This window comes from Thermoanaerobacterium sp. RBIITD, assembly GCF_900205865.1.
GTDB lineage: Bacteria > Bacillota > Thermoanaerobacteria > Thermoanaerobacterales > Thermoanaerobacteraceae > Thermoanaerobacterium.
The window spans coordinates 488,162-513,115 of the sequence record NZ_LT906662.1 but is presented as its reverse complement, the minus strand read 5'-3'; the positions used below and the strand labels follow the sequence as shown (position 1 = coordinate 513,115).

Sequence of the window (24,954 nt, the reverse complement as noted above, 5' to 3'; positions counted from 1 at the left end):
ATGGATGATAGATTAACAAATAACTGGTTTATGAAGTGGATGGAAAATTCACTCATGCCTGTTCTTGCAAGAATAGCACAAAATGTCGTACTCCAGTCAATAAGGGATGCATTCTCAAGCTTTGCATTACCGGTTATTTTAACCGGTTCCCTGTTTTTGATAATCGCAAATCCTCCGGTAACGGAAGGAGCTAATTGGGGCCCTATTGTTGCATGGGCAAATGCAATTAAACCTATAGCAGGTCAGTTAATGATTCCATTTAATCTATCTTTTGGTATTATGGCACTTATGGTAGCTTTTGGTACAGCATATAGTTTAGCAACAAGATGGGACCTTGATGAGGCAATGACAGGTATTATATCTATGTTGGCATTTTTGATTACTTGCTTCCCTGCAGCAGATGTAACAAAAGTTAGTTTTGGAGATGTTTTAAATTATCTCGGTGGACAAGGACTATTTGTTGCAATAATAATAGGTATAATTACTGCTGTGGTTGTGAGGTTCTTTAAAAAAAGAGACTTAGTAATAAAGATGCCTGAGGCTGTACCGCCATATGTTGTAAGGAGCTTTATGGCATTAGTACCAATGTTTGTAATGGTAGTTTCAGCGTGGATTGTTGAATGGATTGTATGGGCTAATTTTAAAGTAACATTACCACAATTAGTACTTGAAGCATTTAAACCACTTGTTGCCGTATCAAACAGTTATTGGGCAGCACTGGCAGAAATAATATTGATGATGCTACTGTGGTCACTTGGAATACATGGTATGAATGTTGTATCCTCAATAGCATATCCTTTCTGGATGAGCCAACTTGCAGCAAATGTGGCGGCATTAAAAGCACATCAAGCAATGCCAGGTATTGTAACAGAACCATTCTTTCACATGTTTACACATATTGGCGGTTCAGGTATAACATGGCCACTTGTTATAATGTTCTTATTTTCAGCATCAACACAGTTAAAAACCATTGGTAAAGCTGAGCTTATACCGGCAATATTCAATATTAATGAACCATTAATATTTGGTGCACCAATAGTCTTGAACCCGATACTGATGATTCCATTTATAATTGCACCGGCAGTTGTTGTTACTATTAATTATATAGCTTTCCACTTCCAAATAGTAACTGGACCTTTATACCAGCTGCCATTTACTGTACCAGTTTTCTTTGGAGGATTTATATCAAGTGGGCTTGACTGGAAAGGACCTATTTTACAACTGATAAATCTAATTGTAGCAGCTATTATTTACTATCCATTCTTTAAGATGTACGAAGCACAACTTGTAAAAAATGAAAAAGAAGCTTCAGAAGAAAATAAATAATGAATTAAGGAGGAACCCTCTTATGGATTTAGAGCAAATTATATACAATTTAGTCTTGCATGGTGGTAACGCCAGAGGTGAAGCATACGAAGCATTGGACGCAGCAGAAAAAGGGGATTTCGAAGCTGCTGAAAAACACCTTGAAAAGGCTGATGAAGAATTTTATGCAGGTCATGATTATCAGAATGCATTAGTGCAAGGTGAGCAAAGCGAAGCGCCAAATTTTCTCGTCGTTCATGCACAGGATCAACTTATGACTGCACTTGCAGAAAAAAACCTTATTAGAAGAATGATAGAATTGTACAAAAGGCTTGACTCAATAGAGAAGAAAATAAAATAAAACAAGAATTATATATTATCTACTTGACGGTTTTTATGCCGTCTTTTTTTACTGGTCAATAGCCTTACCTCCTTTCATACGTTAAATAAACTATTTTATTTTTTTGCTTTAAAGTATTGAATAATTAATGTAAATTCTGTACAATGTAAATGGTTATATAATATATGTAAAGAGAGGGATAAAAATGTACGAATCTAAAATTAAAGATGAACACGTGGACAAGCTCTTTGAAGCAATTTTAATGTTAAAAGATATAGAAGAATGTTATCGTTTTTTTGAAGATATAGCAACAATAAATGAAGTTAAATCATTAGCACAGAGACTTCAAGTCGCGAAAATGCTTAGAGACAAGAAAACGTATATTGAAATTGCTGAAGTAACAGGCGCAAGTACGGCAACAATAAGCAGAGTAAACAGAGCTCTAAATTATGGCGCGAACGGATATAATTTAATTCTTGATAGGTTGAAAGAAAAATCCCGGTAAATATCCGGGATTTTTTTAATATCGGTCTTAATAAATTAATCCCATACATTGGCAAGAATAAAGCATCTTCATGACTTATAAAGGGCTTGATCACCAAGCTTTTTAAAACAGTTGATAAATTCATAAGTTATATATACAATATAATCATAGAGTTCTTGTTATAAAAAATAATTGGAGTGAACTAAATGAATATTCTTGATAAACTTAATGACAGACAAAAAGAAGCCGTACTTATGACAGAGGGACCTCTTTTAATTCTTGCAGGTGCAGGAAGCGGTAAGACGAGGGTTCTTACACATAGAATAGCATATCTAATAAAGGAGAAAAAAGTTTCACCTGCAAATATAATTGCAATAACTTTTACAAATAAAGCCGCAAAGGAAATGAAAGACAGAGTTGAAAGCATACTAGGATATGCAGGTGACCTATGGGTTTCAACATTTCATTCTGCCTGTGTCAGAATTTTAAGAAGAGATATAGAAAAAATCGGTTATGACAAAAATTTCGTTATATACGATTCACAAGACCAAAAGTCATTGATCACGGATTGCATAAAAGAATTAAATCTCAATGAAAAACAGTATACGCCAAAAGGAATGTTAAATGCTATATCAAATGCAAAGGATAAGATGGTAGGACCTGATGAATACTTACTTGAATTTGGCAATGATTTTAGAAGCAAAAAAGTAGCCGATGTCTATAAATTGTATCAAGATAAACTGAAAAAAGATAATGCACTTGATTTTGATGATATTATAATTAAAACAATAGAATTATTTAAGAATGATGAGGATATTCTAAAATACTATCAAAACAAATTTAGATATATCATGGTTGATGAGTATCAGGATACAAATAAGCCACAGTATGAATTTATAAATTTACTTGCATCAAAATATAGGAATTTATGTGTTGTAGGTGATGATGATCAGAGCATATACGGTTGGCGCGGTGCAGATATCAAAAATATACTTGATTTTGAAAAAGATTATCCTGACGCAACTGTTATAAAGCTTGAGCAAAATTATCGTTCAACACAGATAATCCTTGATGCTGCAAATAATGTTATAGATAACAATGTTAAAAGGAAGAAGAAAAAGCTTTGGACAGATAATAAAGATGGAGAAAAGATTGTAGTTAGTGAAGTACAAAATGAAAGAGAAGAAGCTAATTTCATAGTTAATAGGATAAGGGAATTAATAGAAAAGGGAAGAAAGTATTCTGATTTTGCTGTCCTATACAGGACAAATGCACAATCTCGTATATTAGAAGAGGCTTTTATGATGAACGATATTCCATATAAACTTGTTGGCGCATTAAGGTTTTATGATCGTAAAGAAATTAAGGATATTATTGCATATTTGAGAATCCTTGTTAATCCATATGACGATATCTCATTAAAACGCATAATAAACGTTCCCAAAAGAGGAATAGGTGAAAGCACTTTAAATGCCTTAGAGGAATATGCGCGAAATAATAATACGAGCATGTATTTTGCTATTCCAAATGTTGATTTGTCAGGTAGAGCGAAAAAAGCTCTGGAAGGCTTTAAAAATTTTATAGATGACCTAATTAATGAACTTGATTATATGACGATAGTAGAAGTTATAGAATATATACTTGATAAAACAGGATATCTTGATGAATTAAATGCTGATAATACAAAGGAATCAGAGAGCCGCATTGAAAATATCAATGAGTTTATAAGAGCAGCAAATGAATTTATGGAAACATCTGAGGACAAATCCTTAGAAAACTTTTTATCCGGTATTACATTAGTGTCTGACATAGATACTGCAGGTGAAATTGGCGATAGTATAGTATTAATGACATTGCATTCTGCAAAGGGCCTTGAGTTTCCTGTTGTATTTATGACGGGAATGGAGGAAGGGGTTTTTCCAAGCTCACGCTCTTTTATTGATGAACATGAACTCGAAGAAGAAAGAAGATTATGTTATGTTGGTATAACCCGTGCAAAAGAAAAGCTGTTTATGACATATGCCAGGACAAGGAATCTTTATGGAAAACCGCAGTACAATACCGTATCAAGGTTTATCAATGAAATACCTGAGGATTTAGTGACGGAATATGATGATGGAATGATAAAAAAACAAGATTACAAGACGGTATCATCGTACATTAATACATTTGCAAGAAAAGCATATAATAAAGAAAAATATAATCCGGGTGATAGAATTGAACATAAATTGTGGGGCGTTGGAACGGTAGTAAATGTGAATGGCAGTGGTGATAATCAAGAGTTAACAGTAGCATTTCCAAATGTCGGTGTAAAAATACTGTCTGTCAAATATGCCCCAATAAGAGCAATTTCATAAGGCGGTGAAATCTAATGACACCTGAAGAAAGGGTTAAAGAATTAAAAGAAAAGATAAACTACCATAGTTATAGGTATTATGTTCTCGATAATCCAGAAATATCAGATTATGAATATGACATGATGATGAAAGAGTTGATCAAGCTTGAAGAGGAGTACCCTGAACTTAAAACGTCTGATTCACCTACACAAAGGATTGGCGGTGAACCGGTAAAGGAATTTGAACCTTTTACACATGTAGTAGTGATGCAAAGCCTTGCAAATGCATTTTCAGAAGGTGAGCTTAGGGATTTTGATAGAAGGGTAAAATCCGTTGTGGGTGATACAGAGTACGTCGTAGAATTAAAAATTGACGGTTTATCTGTTGAGCTTATATATGAAAATGGATTATTTGTGGTAGGTTCTACAAGAGGCGATGGATTTGTTGGTGAAAATGTAACAGCAAATCTTAAAACGATAAAATCTATACCATTGAGGCTTAAGGATAATCTGAATCTTATTGTAAGAGGCGAAGTATTTATGCCAAGAGCATCTTTCGAAAAGCTAAATGATGAAAGAGAATTAAGTGGTGAGAGCCTATTTGCGAATCCGAGAAACGCTGCTGCAGGTTCCTTAAGGCAATTGAACCCAAAAGTAACTGCCAAAAGAGACCTTGATATATTTGTTTTCAACTTACAGAGGATTGAAGGAGTAGAAATAAAAACACATATTGAATCATTGGAATTTTTAAAAGAACAAGGCTTTAAAGTGAGTCCCCATCTTAAAAAATGTAAAGACATAGATGAAGTTATAGAAGATATAAAGTACATAAATTTAATAAGGGACAAACTTCCATTTGATATAGATGGCGCAGTTATAAAGGTAAATGACATTAAAAAAAGGGAGGTCTTAGGATCTACCGTAAAAGATCCAAGGTGGGCGATAGCATTTAAATATCCTGCTGAAAGACAAAAAACAAAAGTTAAGGGTATAATAGTGCAGGTTGGTAGGACTGGCGCATTGACGCCGACGGCTATTTTAGAACCTGTTAAGATAGCTGGTTCTGTCGTCTCCCGTGCGACACTTCACAATGAAGATTATATAAGGGATAAAGATATAAAAATAGGCGATACAGTGATTATTCAAAAGGCTGGTGAAGTAATACCTGAAGTTGTTGAAGTAGTAAAAGAAGATAGAACAGGTGATGAAAGAAATTTTGTAATGCCGAGCAAATGTCCTGAATGCGGTGCTATAGCGATCAGGCTTCCAGGTGAAGCGGTTACAAGGTGTACTGGTTTAAATTGTCCAGCACAACTAAGGCGTGGGATAATACATTTTGCATCAAAAGATGCTATGGACATAGATGGACTTGGACCAGCTGTGATAAGCCAGCTTCTAGATAATCATCTTATACATAATATAGCGGACCTTTATTATCTTAAATATGAGGACCTTATAAAATTGGAGCGTATGGGTGATAAATCTGTCAAGAATCTACTAAATGCAATTGAGGTAAGCAAGAGCAGGGATCTAGATAGAGTGATATTTGGACTTGGCATTGAATTAATTGGAAGTAAAGCCGCATTTATACTTGCAGATCATTTTAAGACGATGGAATCATTACAGAATGCTACATTTGAAGAACTGACAAGTATACCGGAAGTAGGTCCTAAAATGGCCGATAGTATTTTAGCCTTTTTTAAAGAAATACAAAATAGAGATATTATTAAAAGGCTAAAAGCTGTCGGTGTTAACATGGTAAAAAAAGAGACAGTTAAATTGAGCAATATATTCGAAGGAATGACTTTTGTCTTAACAGGCACACTTGAAAAATATAAAAGAGATGATGCTAAAAAACTCATAGAGGATAGAGGTGGCAAAGTGACAGGCTCTGTCAGTAAGAAAACAAATTATGTTTTGGCAGGACGTGACCCTGGTTCGAAACTTACAAAAGCACAGGAACTTGGTATCAAAATTATTGATGAAAAAGAGTTTGAAAACATGCTAAATCAGTGATAAAATTAATTAAATAGAAATTCATTTTGACAATCTAAAATTAAAATGAAATTATTAAGAATTTTAGAAAGGATGTGTAGATATGGCTATTACAAAAGACGAGGTTAAGCATGTAGCAAATCTCGCAAGACTTAAATTTACTGATGAAGAACTTGAAAAATTTTCTTATCAACTAGACAGTATTATAGAATATGTTAATAAATTAAATGAATTGTCAACAGACGACGTCCAACCGACAGCACACATAGTACCAATAAGCAATGTTTTTAGAGATGATGAAGTAAAGCCGTCGATGGAGAGGGAAAAAGTTCTAATGAATGCACCAGAAAAAGAAAACGGATGCTTTAAAGTACCGAAGGTAATAGAGTGAGGTGTGAGATAAATGGAACTACATAAACTTAAAATACATGAATTACATGACCTTCTTAAAAAGAAAGAGGTAAGCGCGGTAGATGTTACTAAAGCATTTTTAGAAAGAGTAAAAGATGTAGAACCAAAAGTAGATGCACTAATCTGTACTACAGAGGACTATGCACTAAAAAAAGCAGCTGAAGCAGATAAAATGATTTCTGAAGGAAAAATTAATGATTTAACAGGAATACCCGTAATCATAAAAGATAATATGTGTACAGATGGTATAAAAACAACATGTGCTTCAAAGATGCTCGAAAATTTTGTACCACCTTATAATGCAACAGTAGTAGAAAAGCTTAATGATGAAGGGGCTGTAATGATTGGGAAAGCAAATTTAGATGAATTTGCTATGGGTTCATCAACTGAGAATTCAGCATTTAAGATAACGAAAAATCCATGGGATTTAACCCGTGTTCCAGGCGGTTCATCAGGTGGATCTGCAGCATCAATTGCAGCCGACGAAGGCGCATTTTCTCTTGGTTCTGATACAGGTGGATCTATTAGACAGCCTGCATCACTGTGTGGTGTCGTTGGATTAAAGCCTACATATGGTCTTGTATCAAGATACGGACTTGTTGCATTTGCATCATCACTTGATCAAATTGGTCCGTTGACAAAAGACGTAACAGATTGCGCTATAGTATTAAATGCTATTGCTGGATATGATCCAAAGGATTCTACATCCGTAGACAATGTGAGAAAAAATGATTACAAAGAATTCTTAAAAGATGATATTAAAGGCATGAGAATAGGCTATGCAAAGGAATTTTTTGGACAAGGCTTAGATGAAGGTGTAAAGGAAGCGATAGAATCATCATTAAAAGTCTTTGAGAGTCTTGGAGCGGAGGTTAAAGAGATATCACTTCCATATCTTGACTACGCACTTGCTGCATATTATATAGTATCTTCTGCGGAAGCCAGTTCAAACTTAGCAAGATATGATGGTATCAGATATGGACACGAAGCATCACAATATGAGGACTTAATTGATATGTACAAGGTATCAAGAAGTGAAGGCTTTGGGAAAGAAGTAAAAAGAAGGATTATGCTCGGTACATATGCATTAAGTTCAGGATATTATGATGCATATTACAATAAGGCATTAAAAATAAGAACATTGATCAAAAAAGATTATGAGAAGGCTTTTGAAAATGTCGATTTGATTGTGGGTCCTACATCGCCAACTGTTGCATTTAAGATAGGTGAAAAAACTGAAGACCCTTTGACGATGTATCTTGCAGATGTATATACTGTACCTGTTAATATCGCTGGGCTTCCGGGCATGTCGATTCCTTGCGGTTTATCAGATGGAATGCCGGTCGGCTTACAGATTGTAGGCAGGCATTTTGATGAAGGTGTCATGTTGAATGCTGCATATGCTTTTGAAAAAGCACGGAACTTCAACGAAAAACCAAGTTTTAAAGGTGGTGCTATATAATGAATTACGAAGCTGTTATAGGTCTTGAAGTACATGCAGAATTGCTTACAAAAACGAAAATATTCTGTAGTTGTTCAACAGAATTTGGTGGTGAACCAAATACACATGTATGTCCTGTTTGTCTTGGACTTCCAGGAACACTTCCTGTCTTAAATAAGAAAGTAGTAGAATTTGCTGTAAAAGCTGGGCTTGCGTTAAATTGCGAGATACCTAATTTTAGCAAGATGGATAGGAAAAATTATTTCTATCCTGACTTACCGAAGGCATACCAGATATCACAGTATGATCTACCACTTTGTAAAAACGGTTATGTAGAAATTGAAACATCTGATGGTTATAAAAAGAAGATAGGTTTGACGAGGATACACATTGAAGAAGATGCTGGCAAATTAATGCATGAAAATGTCGATGGCTCACTTATTGACTATAACAGAACAGGGGTACCCCTTATTGAAATAGTTTCAGAGCCTGATATAAGGACACCAGAAGAGGCATATCTTTATCTCACAAAGCTTAAAAGTGTGCTTGAATACTCAGAGGTATCTGACTGCAAGATGCAAGAAGGCTCATTAAGAGTTGATACTAATATATCAGTTAGGCCTGAAGGTACAAAAGAATTTGGCACAAAGATTGAGCTTAAAAACCTTAATTCTTTCAAAGCTGTTCAAAAAGCGTTGGAATATGAGATAAAAAGGCAGGTAAAAGTGCTTGAAGACGGCGGAAAAGTTATTCAAGAAACAAGAAGATGGAACGAACAAAAAGGGATTACCGAAACGATGCGGTCAAAAGAAGAAGCACATGATTATAGATATTTTCCTGATCCAGACCTTGTGCCGATTATTATTACAAAAGAATGGAAGGATGAGATTAAAAAATCACTTCCTGAAATGCCAGAACATAAAAAGGAAAGGTTTATATCCCAGTATGGGATACCGGAATATGATGCATCTATTATAACATCATCAAAGGCCATGGCTGATTTCTTTGAAAAATGTGTTACAGAATATTCATCAGCAAAGACCATAAGCAATTGGATAATGGGAGAAATGATGAGACTTCTCAAAGAAACTGGAAAGGATATTGATGAAGTTCCGATAAAACCACATCAGATGGCATCACTTCTTGGACTTATTGATAACGCAACAATAACTGGGTCAATTGCAAAGACAGTATTTGAAGAGATGTTTATGACAGGAAAAGATCCTGAAACAATTGTTGAAGAAAAAGGCTTAAAACAGATGAGCAATGAAGATGAATTAAGGGAGATAGCGGCAAAAGTTATTAAAGATAACCCTAAATCTGTCGAAGACTATAGAAAAGGGAAGGATAAAGCTATAGGTTATTTAGTAGGGCAGATAATGAAAGCAACAAAAGGCAAAGCAAATCCACAATTGGCAAATAAACTATTAAAAGAAGAACTTTCAAAATAATATTACTATATTTAAATATTTGGGCATACAATAGCATAGATGTTGTATGCCTTTTAGATTTAATATATTATCAGAATTTACTGTTAAGTACAAGTTTGTTTTAGTGCATAAACAATTTTTACTGAATATTCATTTTATACTTGTATAGATAAACATATGGTGATATAATTATAAGAAATTGATACAAATGATATGAAATTAAAAGAACATTAATAACATTAATAATAATATATTTCATACTACGTCATTATTGTTAAATTATAATTAAAATCAATGGGGATTTTAAGAATATATAGTGGGACTATTATATATATAGTTATCTAATTTACCAATATCTGCATTTTATAAATTCTATTTATCTAATATTTGCAATATAAATTTTTCTCTAAAGAGTTTAGCTTAAATGTTTTATTATATTAATAGCTGGGGGTGAGAGATGAATACTCATAGGGGGGAACTTAAATTTTATAAAACATATTATAGTAAAGGGAGGATATTTTGATGAAAAGAAGAAATTGGTTAGCATTATTATTAACAGCAGTTTTAGTTCTTTCCGCGCTATTAGCGGGATGCTCAGCAAAAAAACAAGAAGCACAGAATAATAGCAGTGATACAAATAAACCAGCATCAAAGGATGAACAGGTTTTAAATCTGCCATTTGGAGATGAACCACCAAATCTAGATCCGCAGAAGGCAACTGACGTTTTGTCATTTGATATACTTAATGAAGTTCTTGATGGTTTGACAAGATATGACCAAAGTAACCAGATTAAGCCGGGTTCAGGTCTTGCAAAGAGTTGGGATGTATCAAGTGATGGTCTCACGTACACATTCCATTTAAAGGACAATATAAAGTGGAGCGATGGCAATCCAATAACAGCACAGGATTTTGAATACGCATGGAAAAGAGCACTGGATCCTAAAACAGCTTCACAATATGCATATCAGCTATATTATATTAAAGGTGGAGAAGAATACAATTCTGGAAAGGGGACAGCTGATCAAGTTGGTGTAAAAGCGCTTGATGACAAGACATTGCAAGTTACATTAAAAGCACCTACACCACAATTTTTGGGTCTTACATCATTTCCAACATATTGTCCGCTTGAAAAATCAGTTTACGAAAAATATGGTGACAAAGTAGGATCTGATCCAGATAAGATGGTATATAGTGGCCCATTTATATTAAAGACATGGAATCATCAGCAAAATCTTGTACTCGAAAAGAATCCTAATTATTGGGACAAAGATAATGTAAAATTACAGACAATAAATTTAACAATAGTAAAAGATGATAATACACTTGTACAAAGCTATGAAAGCGGTGCAATCGATGAGATGGGTGTTCCTTCATCATATATGGATAAGTATAAGAGCACACCGGAATTCCATACAAAGGCACTTGCAACGAACTGGTATTTACAGTTTAATAATAAGAGCCCAATATTTAAGAATGCTAATATAAGGAAAGCTTTTACATTAGCAATTGATAGAAAATCTTTTGTAGAAAATGTTCTTAAAAATGGTTCAATAGCAGCAGAGTCTGTAGTACCGCCAGGAATTCCTGGATATAATGGTGAGGACTTCAGGAAACAAGCAGGTGAAGGATATTTCAAGGATAATGATGTACAGGCAGCAAAGGATTATTTACAAAAAGGCTTGCAAGAGCTTGGACTATCTAAGCTTCCTACCATTAAATTCCTTGGTGATGATACATCAAGAGCAAAACAGCAAGATCAGGCGATACAGGAGATGTGGAAAAATAATCTCGGAGTTAATGTTGAGCTTGATAATGTCGCATTTAAGGTAAGACTTGACATGATGGATAAAGGTAATTTTGATATAGTATTTGCAGGATGGGGTGCTGACTACAATGATCCTATGACATTCCTTGATATGTGGCAGACAGGTAACGGCAACAACACAGCATTCTACAGCAACCCAGAATATGATAAGTTAATTGACCAAGCAAAAGTAAATGGCGATTTGAAACAAAGAAATGATCAGCTAATTCAAGCTGAAAAGATATTGATGAATGATATGCCAATTGGACCTATATTCTTCCAAGCAAGAGCTTATGTTTTAAGGCCATATGTAAAGAACTATTTGGTACCTACATTTGGACCTGACTTTGAATTGAAATGGACATATATAGAAGGCAAAAACAAATAATAAATTGGTATTAACCCACAGCCGGGATTTTGTCCCGGCTTAAATCATGTTTATAAATATTCAAACAATTACATAATGATTTTAAATTATACAAAAAAATTGCCGAAATACATTGATATGTTGAGAAAAATTCAGCATGGTGGTATACTTATTAAGTATTTAGTTTAAATATAGCAATATTTTAGAAAAAACAAATTAATTATACACCTTGATATGAGGAAATTATATTATATTTTTAACAAATGATAAATAATTCGATAAATTAGTGTATTGAATTAAAATAGTTAATTATTATAATATTACTTAATTTAGTGTATAATTTTGTTATTGATTATTGTCCCTAAATAGTATAAAATTTATATATCTTTAAAATTCAATTATCATATAAATCAAAAAATACTTTTTATAGGAGGTGTATTTGAAGTATAGTTAGCTGAGGGGGGACAAAAGTTTAATAAATTAATATTTTTTAGATTAAATAGGAGGAGAAATTAATGAAGAGACATAAAATGATTGTCATAATAGGATTAGTTATGTTAATGGCACTGAGTGCGGTACTTGCAGGATGTGGGGGGAGTACTTCAAACAGTGCATCAAATGGTAGTAGTGATAAGCAAGTATTAAATCTAAACCTTACGCAGGAACCACCAACACTTGATCCGCAAAAAGCTACAGATGTAGTATCTATAGATATATTAAATGAAGTATTAGACGGCCTAACAAGGTATAATAAAGATGGTAAAATATTGCCTGGTTCAGGCCTTGCAAAGAGCTGGGATATCTCAAAAGATGGATTGACATATACTTTTCATCTAAGAGATGCTAAATGGAGTGATGGTAATCCAATAACAGCCCAAGATTTTGAATATGCATGGAAAAGAGCATTAGATCCAAAAACGGCTTCACAATATGCATACCAATTATTTTATATAAAAGGTGCAGAAGAATATAACTCGGGTAAGGGAACAGCTGAACAAGTTGGTGTTAAGGCACTTGATGATAAGACACTTCAAGTAACATTAAAAGCACCTACACCACAATTTTTAGGTCTTACATCATTTGTGACATATCTTCCAATAGAAAAATCAGCATATGAAAAATTTGGTGACAAAGTCGGTGCTGATCCAGATAAACTTGTATACAGTGGACCATTTGTTATAAGTAAATGGGATCACCAACAAAGCATAACACTCGAGAAGAATAAAGATTATTGGGATAGCAGTAATGTTAAATTGCAGACAGTTAATTTTTCAATGATTAAAGATAACAACACGCTAATACAGAATTATGACAGTAATACGCTTGATTCAATCTTTGTACCTGGTGATTATATTGATAAATACAAGAATTCTCAGGAATACAGCAATAAAGCGTTAGCAATCAACTGGTATGTTCAATTTAACACAAAGAGCCCAATATTTAAGAATGCAAATATAAGGAAGGCATTTACACTTGCAATTGATAGGAAATCATTCGTTGAGCAGGTGACAAAAGATGGTTCAATAGCTGCAGAAGCAGTAGTTCCACCAGGAGTACCTGGATTCAATGATGATTTTAGGAAACAGGCTGGGGAAACTTATTTTAAGGATAATGATGTAAAACAGGCAAAAGACTTGTTAAATAAAGGAATGCAGGAACTTGGATTAAGTAAACTTCCGACTGTAAGATTACTTGGTGATGATACAGATAATGCAAAGAAATATGATCAAGCATTACAACAGATGTGGAAACAAAACCTTGGAGTAGATGTCCAGATTCAAAATGTTGCATTTAAAGTAAGACTTGACATGATGGACAAAGGAAATTTTGATGTCGTATTTGCCGGCTGGGGTGCCGATTACAATGATCCATTGACATTCCTCGATATGTGGGAAACAAATAATGGAAATAATACAGCATTTTACAGCAATCCACAGTATGACAAGCTTATAGAAGAAGCGAAAGTAAATGGAAATTTAAAAGCTAGGAATGAAGAGTTAATTCAAGCTGAAAAAATTCTTATGAATGATATGCCTATAGGGCCTGTATACTTTCAGGCAAGGTCATTTGTTGTAAAACCATATGTAAAAAATCTTTGTTTCCCTACATTCGGATCTGATTGGGAATTCAAATGGGCATATATTCAAAATAAATAGGTTGTAATAATAAAAAAGCAATGAAAATGAATATGGTATATATGGTTATAATCCCATATATACCATAAATTAAATATCAAATAGGGGGTGTTCATATTGCTTAATTATTCATTAAAGAGAATGGTGTATATGATAATTACACTATGGCTAATTGTAACACTGACGTTTTTCTTAATGCATATGATTCCAGGTGACCCTTTTACAAGTGCTAAAAAGGTACCGGAACAAATTAGGCAAAATATGCTTGCTAAATATCATCTCGATAAACCTTTGATAGTTCAATATGGTTATTATCTAAATAATTTAATTCATGGTGACCTCGGTATTTCACTAAAATATTTAAATAGGACAGTTAACGATATTATTAGAAAATCTGCTCCCGCTTCATTCCAACTTGGTATACAATCAATACTTCTAGGTGTTGTTTTTGGCTTGTTATTTGGAATTGTTGCGGCTTTAAAGCGCGGTGGAACATGGGATTATGTATCAATGTTTTTAGCAATCATTGGTATTTCTGTTCCAAACTTCATTATAGCGACATTATTACAGTTATTGTTTGCGTCAAAATTGCGCTGGTTGCCAGTTTCTGGATGGGGCTCATTTAAGTTTACAATACTTCCATCAGTAGCTCTTTCATTTGCGACACTATCAATTATTTCACGTATGATGAGGACAAGTATGTTGGATGTTATAGGACAGGATTATATAAAGACAGCTAAGGCTAAAGGTCTTTCATCAATGCAAATAATATGGAAGCATATGGTAAGGAATGCAATAATGCCTGTTGTGACTGTGCTTGGCCCGTTGATTGCAGGTATAGTTACTGGTACATTTGTTATAGAGCAGATATTTGGCATACCTGGTCTTGGAAAGTTTTTTGTGCAGAGTATTTACGATGAAGATTATTCAATGATTCTTGGTACTACTATATTTTACAGCGTAATATTAGTTGTGATGATGTTCTTAGTAGATATAGCATATGGATTTATCGATCCGAGAGTAAGACTGGCAAAAGGAGGAAAGTAATATGGTAGAGGTAAGTAAAGATAAATTTGAAATAGTTGGTGCTAATGCTGAAGAAAGCCAGTCTATCGTACGACCAAGTATAAATTACTGGCAGGATGCATGGCGCAGATTGAAGATGAATAAAATTGCTATGGCTTCTTTAGTATTTCTAGGATTGCTCGTTTTAATGGCAATATTTGGACCATACATGAGGCCTTTTAATTATTCACATCAGGACTTATTGAATACAAATAAACCATTTTCAAATGTCCACTGGTTTGGGACAGATTATCTTGGTAGGGATTTATTTGTTAGAGTATGGATGGGTGCAAGAGTATCACTTTTTATAGGTGTTATAATAGCTATACTTGATGCTGTAATAGGTGTTGCATATGGTGGTATAGCAGGTTATCTTGGCGGACAGGTTGATAATATTATGATGCGTATTGTTGATATACTATATGGAATACCATATTTAATACTCGTTATACTTTTAATGGTTGTTATGGGACAAGGACTTTGGACAATAATTACCGCTATGGTTATGACAGGATGGGTTGGTATGGCAAGAATAGTTAGAGGTCAGGTACTGCAGATAAAAGAACAGGAGTTTGTTCTTGCGGCAAAGACACTTGGAGCGAGCCCAGGAAGAATAATATTAAGACATCTTATACCAAATACACTTGGACCAATAATAGTTTCAATGACATTTGATGTACCGAATGCGATATTTGCAGAGGCATTTTTAAGTTATATAGGACTTGGCATAAGAGCACCACTTGCAAGTTGGGGAACACTTGCAAATGATGCTACACAAGTTTTATTAATGTACCCAATGCAACTATTTATACCGGGATTTTTTATCAGTATAACAATGCTTGCATTTAATATGCTTGGTGACGGTTTGAGAGATGCTCTCGATCCGAGACTTCGCCGCTAAAGGGGGTAAGAGATTTGGAAGATAGGGAAATTTTATTGGATGTACAAAATCTAGAATATTCATTTGACACATATGCCGGCGAAGTAAAGGCAGTTAGAGATGTTAGCTTTCAAGTTATGAAAGGTGAATCTTTAGCTATTGTTGGCGAATCTGGTTGTGGAAAATCTGTTACAATGCAAGCTGTAATGAGACTTAACCCAGAGCCACCAGGGAGGTTTAAAGCAGGTAAGATAATATTTGACGGTAAAGAGATATCTAAATATAGTGAAAGACAGATGCAAACAGTTAGAGGTTCTGAAATAGGTATGATATTCCAGGATCCTATGACATCATTAAATCCAACTATGACAATTGGAAAGCAGATTGCGGAAGTAATTTTAAAGCATCAGAAGGTATCAAAATCAGAAGCCATGAAAATGGCTAAAGAAATGCTAGATGTTGTTGGAATACCGAATGCAGATAGAAGGATAAATCAGTATCCACATGAATTTTCCGGCGGAATGAGGCAGAGAGCGATGATTGCTATAGCACTCGCATGTAAGCCGAAACTTTTAATCGCTGACGAACCGACAACGGCATTGGATGTTACGATACAAGCACAGATTTTAGATTTAATGAAAGATTTACAAAAGGAATTTAATACTTCGATAATAATGATAACGCATGACTTAGGCGTTGTAGCGGATATTGCTGAGAGAATAATCGTAATGTATGCAGGAAAGATTATTGAAACAGGTACAGCAGAAGAAATATTTAAACATCCTCAACATCCGTATACATGGGGACTATTAAAATCAGTTCCAAGACTTGATGCACAAAACAAGGAAAGGCTTGTACCAATAATAGGAACACCTCCTGACTTGTTTGCACCGCCTGTTGGATGTCCTTTCGCTGCAAGATGTGATTATGCTATGAAAATATGCCATGAAGCACCACCTGAATATTCAGAGGAAAGCGTATCACATAAAGTTGCATGCTGGCTTAAACATCCATATGCGCCAAAGGTAAACAATCCTATAGAGAAGGAGGCGTATGCAAGTGAAGGATAACGTGATATTAGAAGTTAAAAATTTGAAAAAATACTTCCATGTCAGCGGCGGTGTTTTAAAAGCCGTTGATGATGTGAGTTTTAATATAAAAAAGGGCGAAACATTAGGCCTTGTTGGTGAATCAGGCTGTGGCAAATCTACAACCGGAAGAACCATAATTGGGCTTTATGAAGCGACAGGTGGATCGGTAGTATTCGATGATATTCCCATCCATAATATGAATGATGAAACAAGAAGAAAATTTGCAAGAAAAGCCCAGATGATTTTCCAAGATCCATATGCATCATTGAATCCACGTATGACAGTTGGAGATATTATTGGTGAAGGAATAGATATACATGGGCTATATAGTGGTAAAGAAAGAAGAGAAAGAATATACAATCTTCTAGAACTTGTCGGATTAAATCGTGAACATGCTAATAGGTTTCCGCATGAATTTTCTGGTGGACAGAGGCAGAGAATCGGCATTGCAAGGGCCATGGCAATTGAACCGCAATTTATCGTGTGTGATGAACCTATATCAGCACTAGATGTATCGATTCAGGCACAAATTGTAAATTTATTAATGAACCTACAGCAGGAAAAAGGACTTACGTATCTTTTTATTGCCCATGATTTAAGTATGGTAAGGCATATAAGCGATAGAGTAGCTGTTATGTATCTTGGTGTGATAGTTGAATTAACCCAGAGTGGAGAGCTATACAAAAATCCACTTCATCCATATACACAGGCATTACTGTCGGCTGTACCAATTCCAGATCCCGAAGTTGAGAAGAATAGAGAGCGTATTATTCTGGAAGGTGATGTGCCAAGCCCGATAAATCCACCATCTGGTTGCAGATTTAGAACAAGATGTAAATATGCGATGGATATTTGTAGCGAAGTTATACCACCATTAAAAGAAGTTGGCAGTGGACATCATGTAGCATGTCATCTCTTTGATAAATAAGGCACTCGAAGGAGTGCCTTTTTAGTCTATAATTTTCAGACTGTAAAATAATGATACGTTTTGATATTTCATATTTAGGAGAATGGAGTGTGAATAATATCGAAAATGAAGAGATTTATTTCTATAATAATAATAGTTATGATTGCTGTATCATTAATAATTTTTCATTATAATGAATACCTTTTATCAGTGTCACAAACACCATCAATGGACTGGAGTAGGGATTTTAAATATGGATCGAAAAAATATAATAAATCGACATATATATTTACATATAATGGTAAAATATTAACTGTATTGCCGGAAGATAACAGAATAAAATTAATTAATATTAAAGATCCAAGAGAAATAGAAACTAAATACATTAATGTGGATGGCTTAAAGGAAGCAGATATTAACAATATTAAATTTTACAATGGAAGGCTATATTTTCTGAAAAAAAATTCATTATGGTCTGTAAATATAGATGGCGGAAATTTAATAAATTATGAAATAAATTTGAACGGTTATACTATAATAAACAATGAAATAATTGCTTTTAATGACAGTGGAGTTTATTTATACAAATTTGAAAATGATAGACTAACTCAGACAGGAAACCTACAGCAAATTAAGAATATTAGGGAAATAGATGTTAAGGAGATTAATAATAAAATCTATGTTGCTTTATTGACCGGAATTAATTATGATAGATTCATATATTTATTGACATATGACGGAAGTAAATGGGACAATTTGAATCCATTACATAAACTATCAATATCATCATTTACAGATATAGAAAACCTAAGAATAGCATACGATGGTGGAATATACCTATTTTATAATTTAACATCTAAAAGTGATTATAAACTTAATTATTTTTATTTTAAAAATGGAGTTTTAGATAACTCGGGGGACAAAAGTGTTGTATTAAATATTAATAGGATTGGAAATGTACAAAATATAAGTAGCTATGATGTTTTAGATGATAATAGAAATGTTTATCTAGCAGCATCTGGCAATGTCGTATTAAGTAATTTCGGAAATCAACCAAACGAATCTACAGAAATAATATATTCAAAATGGAAAGATGGAAAGCCTATAATGTCTGAACTTGCGACTAGAACCGGTACTTGGGCATCTATGCCGACGTTGCTAAAAATACAAAATGATGAATATCTTACATGGATTGAAGCTGGAGGATTTGAAAGATATGATGTATATGCTGCATCTACAAATAAAGTATATAAAGAAATTTTAAATAATATAAGGTTAGTAGATAAGCAATATGCTGTAAGCACATCAATTCAAAGAAATGCTGCTTCACTGCTTCTTGGACTCATATTCATAATTGCAGGTTCATTACCTGCCTACGGATGGTTTGTTGTAATACTGTTATTCGAGCCTAAAAAATTTAGAAACGAAGCTATTTTGTCATTTTATATAGGCTCAATAATATATAGTATATCAAAATATATTTTTTATCCACCGCAATCTATAAAAATAAACATACATGGTTTTGCATTTCCGTATAATTTTATACTAATGCCACTTGTATTTACAGTAATATCATTTATTTTAACAAAGATTTATTTTGGTGGGAAAAAGTTCAATTCAAATTTTGCAGCGTTTACATTTATGCTGATAATAGACGCCATTTTAACTAATTTATTTTATGCGCCATTTGTTATAAGATAAAATAAGGAAATATCCTTCCTTATTTTATCTCTTTTTTTAATAATAATGATTTAATAATGATTAATTTTTTAATGAGTAAATAATTTTAATGTTTTTATTTATTTTTTTCTGTAATATGAGCAATCTGAAATATTATCTTTTCTATTCTGTGATAAGGCAAATCCGCTATTGTTACCAGAGGATATCATATTATCAGCTATTTTTGAAAGGAAGCATTTGCCATTAGCTTGATAAACACAATTTGTACTGCAATTTATATATGACATATAACTCACCTCATGAATAATATTCCCTCGATTTGCGAAAATATTAATTTACATAGTAAAATATAATTATGCCCTTAATTTTTACAAATAATAAAATTTATTTACCAAAATAGTATAGTTTATCATAAAGTTAATAAATTTGTAATGTGTTTGTAATCTTTCTGTAATATAAATATAATATGATAAAAGTATGTTCCAAAACACATCAAATAACATACGCAAAGGGGGGAAAATGTTGAAAAAAGTCATAACATTTTTTGCGCTTCTAATGTTACTATCTACACTTTACATAACTGCCTATGCATATAAAGGATATATACCTATTGATAATAAGATGATAAATTATAACGCACCGGATGTTACTATTACTGTCGATGGTAAGCCATTTAATACAAGTACAAATCCACCACTCATATTAGATGGAAATACTATTGTCCCAGCAAGGTCAATAGCAGAGGGGTTAGGAGCTAAAGTTGATTGGGATATTGCGACACAAACAGTAACTATTACAAAGGACAAAGTTTTTAAATTTTTTATAGGCAGGGATTATGCAATAGTAGATGGCAATAAAGTTTCTCTACCAGCACCAGCAAGAATTGTTAACTGGGGAGTATCATATGTTCCTATGCGCTTTTTATTTGAAAACCTCGGCTATGATGTAAAATGGATAGGCGATAAATATTTAATACAAGCAACAAAAAAAGCTGTTTCATCACTACCAACCGTTAATAATATTAATATAACTGACTTTACATCTACATTCTCAAATGGTGTATATACTATAACTGTTAAAGCGGATGGACCTATATCATATAAACAAGGCACTGTTAATGATGATACAAGTGTAAGAGTTTATTTTGATTTTAGTAATGCTATTAATGCTTCTGCAAGTAAGCAGATATCTATTAATAAAAATGGACTCAACTTAGCTTACATTGGACAAAATCAATTAGAACCAACGGCAATAACAAGGCTTGTAGTGAATATGGATTATCAAATGCCATTTTCTATTACACAATCACAGGATAAGAAGGAATTCAATATATCTTTTAAAATCGGAAAAAATACGGTAACAAATATAAGCGCAACAAAGGTAGATAATGGTGATCAACTTGTAATAAGAACAGACGCAAATCATTTTAATCCATTGAGAAATGGTGACAATAAGATTATCATTGATATACCAGAGACGTCATTAAATATGCCCGATGGTAAACTTGCAGGATCTATTCCATTCAGCGGTAATATTATAACAGATATACGGTATTCACAACTTGATGAAAATACTGTAAGGGTCGTTGCAGATACAAATATAAAAGCAGATTTTAATGTTCAACTTATGGGGCAAGGAATAGTGATGGTTGTAATTAAACCAGATCCAAACAAAAAACAACTCGTTTATATTGATCCTGGACATGGAGGTTCAGATCCGGGTGCAATAGGTGTTGGTGGAATCCGTGAAGCGGATATTAATTTGGCCATAGGATTAAAACTAAAAACACTCCTTGAAAAAGGTGGTTACCGGACTATGATTTCAAGGGAGTCTGATGTCGATGTTGGACTTTACGATAGACCATATCAGGCGAATAATGCAGGCGCAGATGTCTTTGTAAGCATACATTCTGATTCTTTTGATTCTCCATCCGCAAATGGAACGACTATTTTATATTTTCCAAATGGAGATAGAGGGGATACTAGAGATAATAGGACATTTGCACAAATTATACATGACAATTTAATGAAACAAATTAGTACAACAGATAGAGGACTATCAGAAAGACCGAATTTAGTTGTTCTGAATCAGACAAAAATGCCGGCAGTTTTGGTTGAAACAGGATTTGTTACTAATCCATCTGATGCGAAACTTTTACAAGATGACAATTTTCAATGGAAGGTTGCACAGGGAATATACAATGGAATAGTCGAGTACTTTGATAAGGTTAAAAATGGCAGTGTTCAAACTACTGTATCTGGTTCAGTTTATATGAATAATTAAAACAGGCATTAATTAAGCCTGTTTTTTTCATTTGTTTTCTTGTAAAATATCTTAAAAGGTTTTAAAATAATATTGTATTTAATGTGATGGATAATAAAAATAAAACAAGGCTAAAATGATATTATAAAATATGAAAGGGCTGAAGACATGAAAAGAATAGATGGAAGAGACGCAAAAGATTTAAGACCTATTAAGATAACTAGAAATTTTAATAGATATGCTGAAGGATCTGTATTAATAGAAGTCGGAAATACAAAGGTAATATGTACTGCATCAATAGAAGATAAAGTTCCACCATTTCAAAAGGGTACGGGAAAAGGCTGGATTACCAGTGAATATTCCATGATACCGAGGGCAACTGAAACAAGAACGCAAAGAGAGGCAACTAAAGGGAAACAATCAGGGCGCACAATGGAAATCCAAAGACTTATAGGTAGAGCTCTAAGGGCTGTCGTCGATTTAGATGTACTTGGTGAAAAGACTGTATGGATTGATTGTGATGTTATACAAGCAGATGGTGGTACAAGGACAGCCTCTATAACAGGTTCATTTATAGCCCTTGTTGATGCTATGTATAAACTTTTGCAAAAAGGGACTATTAATGAATTTCCGATAAAAAGTTTTGTTGCTGCTGTCAGCGTAGGAATGGTAGGCAATAATAAGCTTCTCGATTTATGTTATCTAGAAGACTGCAATGCACATGTAGATATGAATATTGTTATGACAGACAAAGGAGAATTTGTAGAAGTACAGGGTACTGGTGAGGGAGGACCATTTTCTAAAAGTGATTTAACAGAATTAATGGAACTTGCGGAAAATGGACTCAAAAAAATAATAGAAATACAAAAAGATGTACTCGGTGAACTATCATTAAAAATTGGAGCTGAACATAATGAAGCTAATAGTAGCAACCCACAATGAACATAAAGTAGAGGAAATAAGAAACTTTTTCAAGAAAGATAATATCGAAGTATTATCAATGGGAGACATCGGGATTTATAATGAGGTTGAAGAAACTGGTAGCACAATCGAAGAAAATGCACTTATTAAGGCAAGGTCACTTAAAAATTATAAAGATGATATAATAATAGCAGATGATACAGGCTTATTTGTTGATTACTTAGATGGTAAACCTGGCGTGTATACTGCGAGATTTGCCGGAGAAAATGCAACATATGATGATAACAATAAAAAACTACTAAAAATGTTAGAAGGTGTCCCGGCAAATAAGAGGAGAGCTACTTTTAAAACTGTAATAGCTTTGATTTATAAAGAAAAAGAGGTTATAATAGAGGGTAAAGTAGAAGGTAGAATATTAGAAAACCCTCGAGGCGAAAATGGTTTTGGTTATGATCCGGTTTTTTATGTCGATAAGCTTGGTAAAACCTTAGCTGAGCTTTCAGTCGAAGAAAAAAATGAAGTAAGCCATAGGGCAATGGCACTTATAAAGTTAAGAAATTATCTTGAAAAAAATTTGGAGGATTTTAAATGAGGTTATTCGTAACAAGCGACACACATGGAATGATACAATCGGTAAGAAATATTCTAAAGAATATCAAAAACATTGATTATATAGTACACCTTGGCGATTATTATAGGGATGCAATAAGTTTAAGTAAAGAATTTGGTGTTCCTACGGAATATGTATATGGAAATTGCGATTTCGGTGATGGGGATAAATATGAAAAGATAATAGAGTTAGACGGAAAAAAGATATTATTGACACATGGTCATAGGTATTATGTAAAATTTGATAATAATATTATATTAGAAAAAGCGAGGGAGCTTGGTGTTGATGCGGTGTTTTTTGGGCATACACATGTGCCTGTAGTCCAAAATCATCACGATGTACTTGTTTTAAATCCTGGAAGCCCATCAATGCCGAGAGAGGGCTCTTTTAGGACCATATCAATAGTAAATATTGAAAATGGCATTATAGTACCGCAGATTTTAAACATAGATGAAATGGGATTTTCTATTGAAAAGAAAAGAAGCGGCGCAAAAAATTAAATATTAGGTGTTGACAAAGATAAATATTCCTGATATAATTTAAAACTGTCAGAGCAATGAGGCAGAAAGCGTGTGACAACTGCATATGCGGGTGTAGCTCAATGGTAGAGTTCTAGCCTTCCAAGCTAGCTACGTGGGTTCGATTCCCATCACCCGCTCCAATATGCGCCTGTAGCTCAGCTGGATAGAGCAACGGACTTCTAATCCGTGTGTCGGGAGTTCGAATCTCTTCAGGCGCACCATTTTTTCTGATTTATTATGGTGGGTATAGTTCAGTTGGCTAGAGCGCCAGATTGTGGCTCTGGAGGTCGTGGGTTCGAATCCCACTACCCACCCCATTGATGGGATGTAGCCAAGTGGTAAGGCACCAGACTTTGACTCTGGCAGTTCGTAGGTTCGAATCCTGCCATCCCAGCCATTATTATGACCCATTAGCTCAGTCGGCAGAGCACCTGCCTTTTAAGCAGGGTGTCCCGCGTTCGAATCGCGGATGGGTCACCATATAAAATAATAATATTGTAATGTTAAGTTTTGATGGTGAAGAATCTGGCGTAAATGCGGGAGTGGCGGAATTGGCAGACGCGCTAGATTCAGGTTCTAGTGCCCAAAAGGCATATGGGTTCAAGTCCCTTCTCCCGCACCATTTACTATGCGGACATAGCTCAGTTGGTAGAGCATCACCTTGCCAAGGTGAGGGTCGCGAGTTCGAGTCTCGTTGTCCGCTCCAAAAAACGTGCGCCATTAGCTCAGTTGGTAGAGCAGCTGACTCTTAATCAGCGGGCCCCGGGTTCGAGTCCCTGATGGCGCACCAGTATTTAAGCCAATTAAAGGGTATCGATATTTTATCGATACCCTTTTTGTATGCGAAATGTATGCGAAATTAAAACAACATTTTTTCAAGCTTATCTGTTGCCTGTTTCTGCATGTCTGGTAGTACATGAGAATAAGTGTCAAGCGTTAATGTAATACTGGCATGTCCTAATCTTTCAC

General features: G+C 34.1%; 20 protein-coding genes and 8 tRNA genes. 27 read left to right on the top strand and 1 reads right to left on the bottom strand.

The window, feature by feature from the left end; all coding sequences use genetic code 11:
- From CPG45_RS02455 to CPG45_RS02385, 15 genes are all read left to right on the top strand, one after another.
- Positions 1-1,326, top strand: a complete 1,326-nt coding sequence (locus CPG45_RS02455) for a PTS sugar transporter subunit IIC (RefSeq protein ID WP_096230465.1) — start codon at positions 1-3, stop codon at positions 1,324-1,326.
- Between the two features lie 22 nt (positions 1,327-1,348).
- Positions 1,349-1,666, top strand: a complete 318-nt coding sequence (locus tag CPG45_RS02450; protein WP_096230464.1) for a PTS sugar transporter subunit IIA — start codon at positions 1,349-1,351, stop codon at positions 1,664-1,666.
- A gap of 184 nt (positions 1,667-1,850) precedes the next feature.
- On the top strand, positions 1,851-2,150 hold the full coding sequence (locus tag CPG45_RS02445; RefSeq protein WP_096230463.1) for a YerC/YecD family TrpR-related protein: 300 nt from the start codon (positions 1,851-1,853) through the stop codon (positions 2,148-2,150).
- A gap of 185 nt (positions 2,151-2,335) precedes the next feature.
- Positions 2,336-4,486 carry a DNA helicase PcrA gene (gene pcrA / locus CPG45_RS02440; RefSeq protein ID WP_096230462.1) on the top strand — a complete coding sequence of 717 codons (2,151 nt, stop codon included), beginning with the start codon at positions 2,336-2,338 and terminating at the stop codon, positions 4,484-4,486.
- Between the two features lie 14 nt (positions 4,487-4,500).
- Positions 4,501-6,480: an NAD-dependent DNA ligase LigA gene (gene ligA / locus CPG45_RS02435; RefSeq protein ID WP_096230461.1), complete on the top strand. Its 1,980-nt coding sequence runs from the start codon at positions 4,501-4,503 to the stop codon at positions 6,478-6,480.
- An 82-nt stretch (positions 6,481-6,562) separates the two neighbouring features.
- Positions 6,563-6,850 carry an Asp-tRNA(Asn)/Glu-tRNA(Gln) amidotransferase subunit GatC gene (gene gatC, locus CPG45_RS02430; protein ID WP_096230460.1) on the top strand — a complete coding sequence of 96 codons (288 nt, stop codon included), beginning with the start codon at positions 6,563-6,565 and terminating at the stop codon, positions 6,848-6,850.
- 12 nt (positions 6,851-6,862) lie between these two features.
- Entirely contained in the window at positions 6,863-8,332 is a 1,470-nt protein-coding gene (gene gatA, locus CPG45_RS02425; protein WP_096230459.1) for an Asp-tRNA(Asn)/Glu-tRNA(Gln) amidotransferase subunit GatA, read from the top strand.
- Entirely contained in the window at positions 8,332-9,762 is a 1,431-nt protein-coding gene (gene gatB, locus CPG45_RS02420; RefSeq protein WP_096230458.1) for an Asp-tRNA(Asn)/Glu-tRNA(Gln) amidotransferase subunit GatB, read from the top strand. Before gatA ends, gatB begins: the two co-directional genes overlap by 1 nt.
- Before the next feature lie 501 nt (positions 9,763-10,263).
- Positions 10,264-11,934 carry a peptide ABC transporter substrate-binding protein gene (locus CPG45_RS02415; RefSeq protein WP_096230457.1) on the top strand — a complete coding sequence of 557 codons (1,671 nt, stop codon included), beginning with the start codon at positions 10,264-10,266 and terminating at the stop codon, positions 11,932-11,934.
- A gap of 494 nt (positions 11,935-12,428) precedes the next feature.
- Complete coding sequence (locus tag CPG45_RS02410) at positions 12,429-14,069, top strand: peptide ABC transporter substrate-binding protein (protein ID WP_096230456.1); 1,641 nt, start codon at positions 12,429-12,431, stop codon at positions 14,067-14,069.
- A gap of 96 nt (positions 14,070-14,165) precedes the next feature.
- Positions 14,166-15,095, top strand: a complete 930-nt coding sequence (locus CPG45_RS02405; RefSeq protein ID WP_096230455.1) for an ABC transporter permease — start codon at positions 14,166-14,168, stop codon at positions 15,093-15,095.
- Position 15,096: 1 nt separating this feature from the next.
- Positions 15,097-16,014, top strand: a complete 918-nt coding sequence (locus tag CPG45_RS02400; protein WP_096230454.1) for an ABC transporter permease — start codon at positions 15,097-15,099, stop codon at positions 16,012-16,014.
- Between the two features lie 14 nt (positions 16,015-16,028).
- Positions 16,029-17,063, top strand: a complete 1,035-nt coding sequence (locus tag CPG45_RS02395; RefSeq protein ID WP_096230453.1) for an ABC transporter ATP-binding protein — start codon at positions 16,029-16,031, stop codon at positions 17,061-17,063.
- On the top strand, positions 17,053-18,012 hold the full coding sequence (locus tag CPG45_RS02390) for an ABC transporter ATP-binding protein (protein ID WP_096230452.1): 960 nt from the start codon (positions 17,053-17,055) through the stop codon (positions 18,010-18,012). The genes CPG45_RS02395 and CPG45_RS02390 overlap by 11 nt, the downstream gene beginning before the upstream one ends.
- A gap of 105 nt (positions 18,013-18,117) precedes the next feature.
- Positions 18,118-19,692: a hypothetical protein gene (locus CPG45_RS02385; RefSeq protein WP_096230451.1), complete on the top strand. Its 1,575-nt coding sequence runs from the start codon at positions 18,118-18,120 to the stop codon at positions 19,690-19,692.
- A gap of 98 nt (positions 19,693-19,790) precedes the next feature.
- On the opposite strand, the gene CPG45_RS16710 is transcribed toward CPG45_RS02385, so the two are convergent.
- Positions 19,791-19,958 (bottom strand): hypothetical protein, encoded by a 168-nt coding sequence (locus CPG45_RS16710; protein ID WP_157732310.1) that lies wholly within the window; start codon positions 19,956-19,958, stop codon positions 19,791-19,793.
- Between the two features lie 232 nt (positions 19,959-20,190).
- On the opposite strand from CPG45_RS16710, the gene CPG45_RS02380 reads away from it, so the two are divergent.
- From CPG45_RS02380 to CPG45_RS02325, 12 genes are all read left to right on the top strand, one after another.
- On the top strand, positions 20,191-21,954 hold the full coding sequence (locus tag CPG45_RS02380; protein WP_096230450.1) for an N-acetylmuramoyl-L-alanine amidase: 1,764 nt from the start codon (positions 20,191-20,193) through the stop codon (positions 21,952-21,954).
- A 147-nt stretch (positions 21,955-22,101) separates the two neighbouring features.
- Entirely contained in the window at positions 22,102-22,875 is a 774-nt protein-coding gene (gene rph, locus CPG45_RS02375) for a ribonuclease PH (RefSeq protein WP_096230449.1), read from the top strand.
- On the top strand, positions 22,847-23,446 hold the full coding sequence (locus tag CPG45_RS02370) for an XTP/dITP diphosphatase (RefSeq protein ID WP_096230448.1): 600 nt from the start codon (positions 22,847-22,849) through the stop codon (positions 23,444-23,446). Before rph ends, CPG45_RS02370 begins: the two co-directional genes overlap by 29 nt.
- On the top strand, positions 23,443-23,964 hold the full coding sequence (locus CPG45_RS02365; protein WP_096230447.1) for a metallophosphoesterase: 522 nt from the start codon (positions 23,443-23,445) through the stop codon (positions 23,962-23,964). The genes CPG45_RS02370 and CPG45_RS02365 overlap by 4 nt, the downstream gene beginning before the upstream one ends.
- Before the next feature lie 87 nt (positions 23,965-24,051).
- Positions 24,052-24,125, top strand: a tRNA-Gly gene (locus CPG45_RS02360).
- Positions 24,126-24,129: 4 nt separating this feature from the next.
- Positions 24,130-24,206 (top strand) — tRNA-Arg (locus CPG45_RS02355).
- A 19-nt stretch (positions 24,207-24,225) separates the two neighbouring features.
- Positions 24,226-24,302: transfer RNA gene (locus CPG45_RS02350), tRNA-His, on the top strand.
- Positions 24,303-24,306: 4 nt separating this feature from the next.
- Positions 24,307-24,382: transfer RNA gene (locus CPG45_RS02345), tRNA-Gln, on the top strand.
- A gap of 7 nt (positions 24,383-24,389) precedes the next feature.
- Positions 24,390-24,465, top strand: a tRNA-Lys gene (locus tag CPG45_RS02340).
- 56 nt (positions 24,466-24,521) lie between these two features.
- A tRNA-Leu gene (locus CPG45_RS02335) sits at positions 24,522-24,607 on the top strand.
- Positions 24,608-24,615: 8 nt separating this feature from the next.
- Positions 24,616-24,691, top strand: a tRNA-Gly gene (locus tag CPG45_RS02330).
- An 8-nt stretch (positions 24,692-24,699) separates the two neighbouring features.
- Positions 24,700-24,775: transfer RNA gene (locus CPG45_RS02325), tRNA-Lys, on the top strand.
- The last annotated feature ends 179 nt before the right edge of the window (positions 24,776-24,954 follow it).

Coding starts and splice junctions, on each gene's coding strand:
- gatB (WP_096230458.1), top strand. CDS start 8,332: ATGAATTACGAAGCTGTTATAGGTCTTGAAGTACATGCAGAATTGCTT.
- ligA (WP_096230461.1), top strand. CDS start 4,501: ATGACACCTGAAGAAAGGGTTAAAGAATTAAAAGAAAAGATAAACTAC.
- CPG45_RS02410 (WP_096230456.1), top strand. CDS start 12,429: ATGAAGAGACATAAAATGATTGTCATAATAGGATTAGTTATGTTAATG.
- CPG45_RS02445 (WP_096230463.1), top strand. CDS start 1,851: ATGTACGAATCTAAAATTAAAGATGAACACGTGGACAAGCTCTTTGAA.
- pcrA (WP_096230462.1), top strand. CDS start 2,336: ATGAATATTCTTGATAAACTTAATGACAGACAAAAAGAAGCCGTACTT.
- gatA (WP_096230459.1), top strand. CDS start 6,863: ATGGAACTACATAAACTTAAAATACATGAATTACATGACCTTCTTAAA.
- CPG45_RS02455 (WP_096230465.1), top strand. CDS start 1: ATGGATGATAGATTAACAAATAACTGGTTTATGAAGTGGATGGAAAAT.
- CPG45_RS02400 (WP_096230454.1), top strand. CDS start 15,097: ATGGTAGAGGTAAGTAAAGATAAATTTGAAATAGTTGGTGCTAATGCT.
- rph (WP_096230449.1), top strand. CDS start 22,102: ATGAAAAGAATAGATGGAAGAGACGCAAAAGATTTAAGACCTATTAAG.
- CPG45_RS02380 (WP_096230450.1), top strand. CDS start 20,191: ATGTTGAAAAAAGTCATAACATTTTTTGCGCTTCTAATGTTACTATCT.
- CPG45_RS16710 (WP_157732310.1), bottom strand. CDS start 19,958: ATGTCATATATAAATTGCAGTACAAATTGTGTTTATCAAGCTAATGGC.
- gatC (WP_096230460.1), top strand. CDS start 6,563: ATGGCTATTACAAAAGACGAGGTTAAGCATGTAGCAAATCTCGCAAGA.
- CPG45_RS02385 (WP_096230451.1), top strand. CDS start 18,118: ATGAAGAGATTTATTTCTATAATAATAATAGTTATGATTGCTGTATCA.
- CPG45_RS02415 (WP_096230457.1), top strand. CDS start 10,264: ATGAAAAGAAGAAATTGGTTAGCATTATTATTAACAGCAGTTTTAGTT.
- CPG45_RS02365 (WP_096230447.1), top strand. CDS start 23,443: ATGAGGTTATTCGTAACAAGCGACACACATGGAATGATACAATCGGTA.
- CPG45_RS02370 (WP_096230448.1), top strand. CDS start 22,847: ATGAAGCTAATAGTAGCAACCCACAATGAACATAAAGTAGAGGAAATA.
- CPG45_RS02450 (WP_096230464.1), top strand. CDS start 1,349: ATGGATTTAGAGCAAATTATATACAATTTAGTCTTGCATGGTGGTAAC.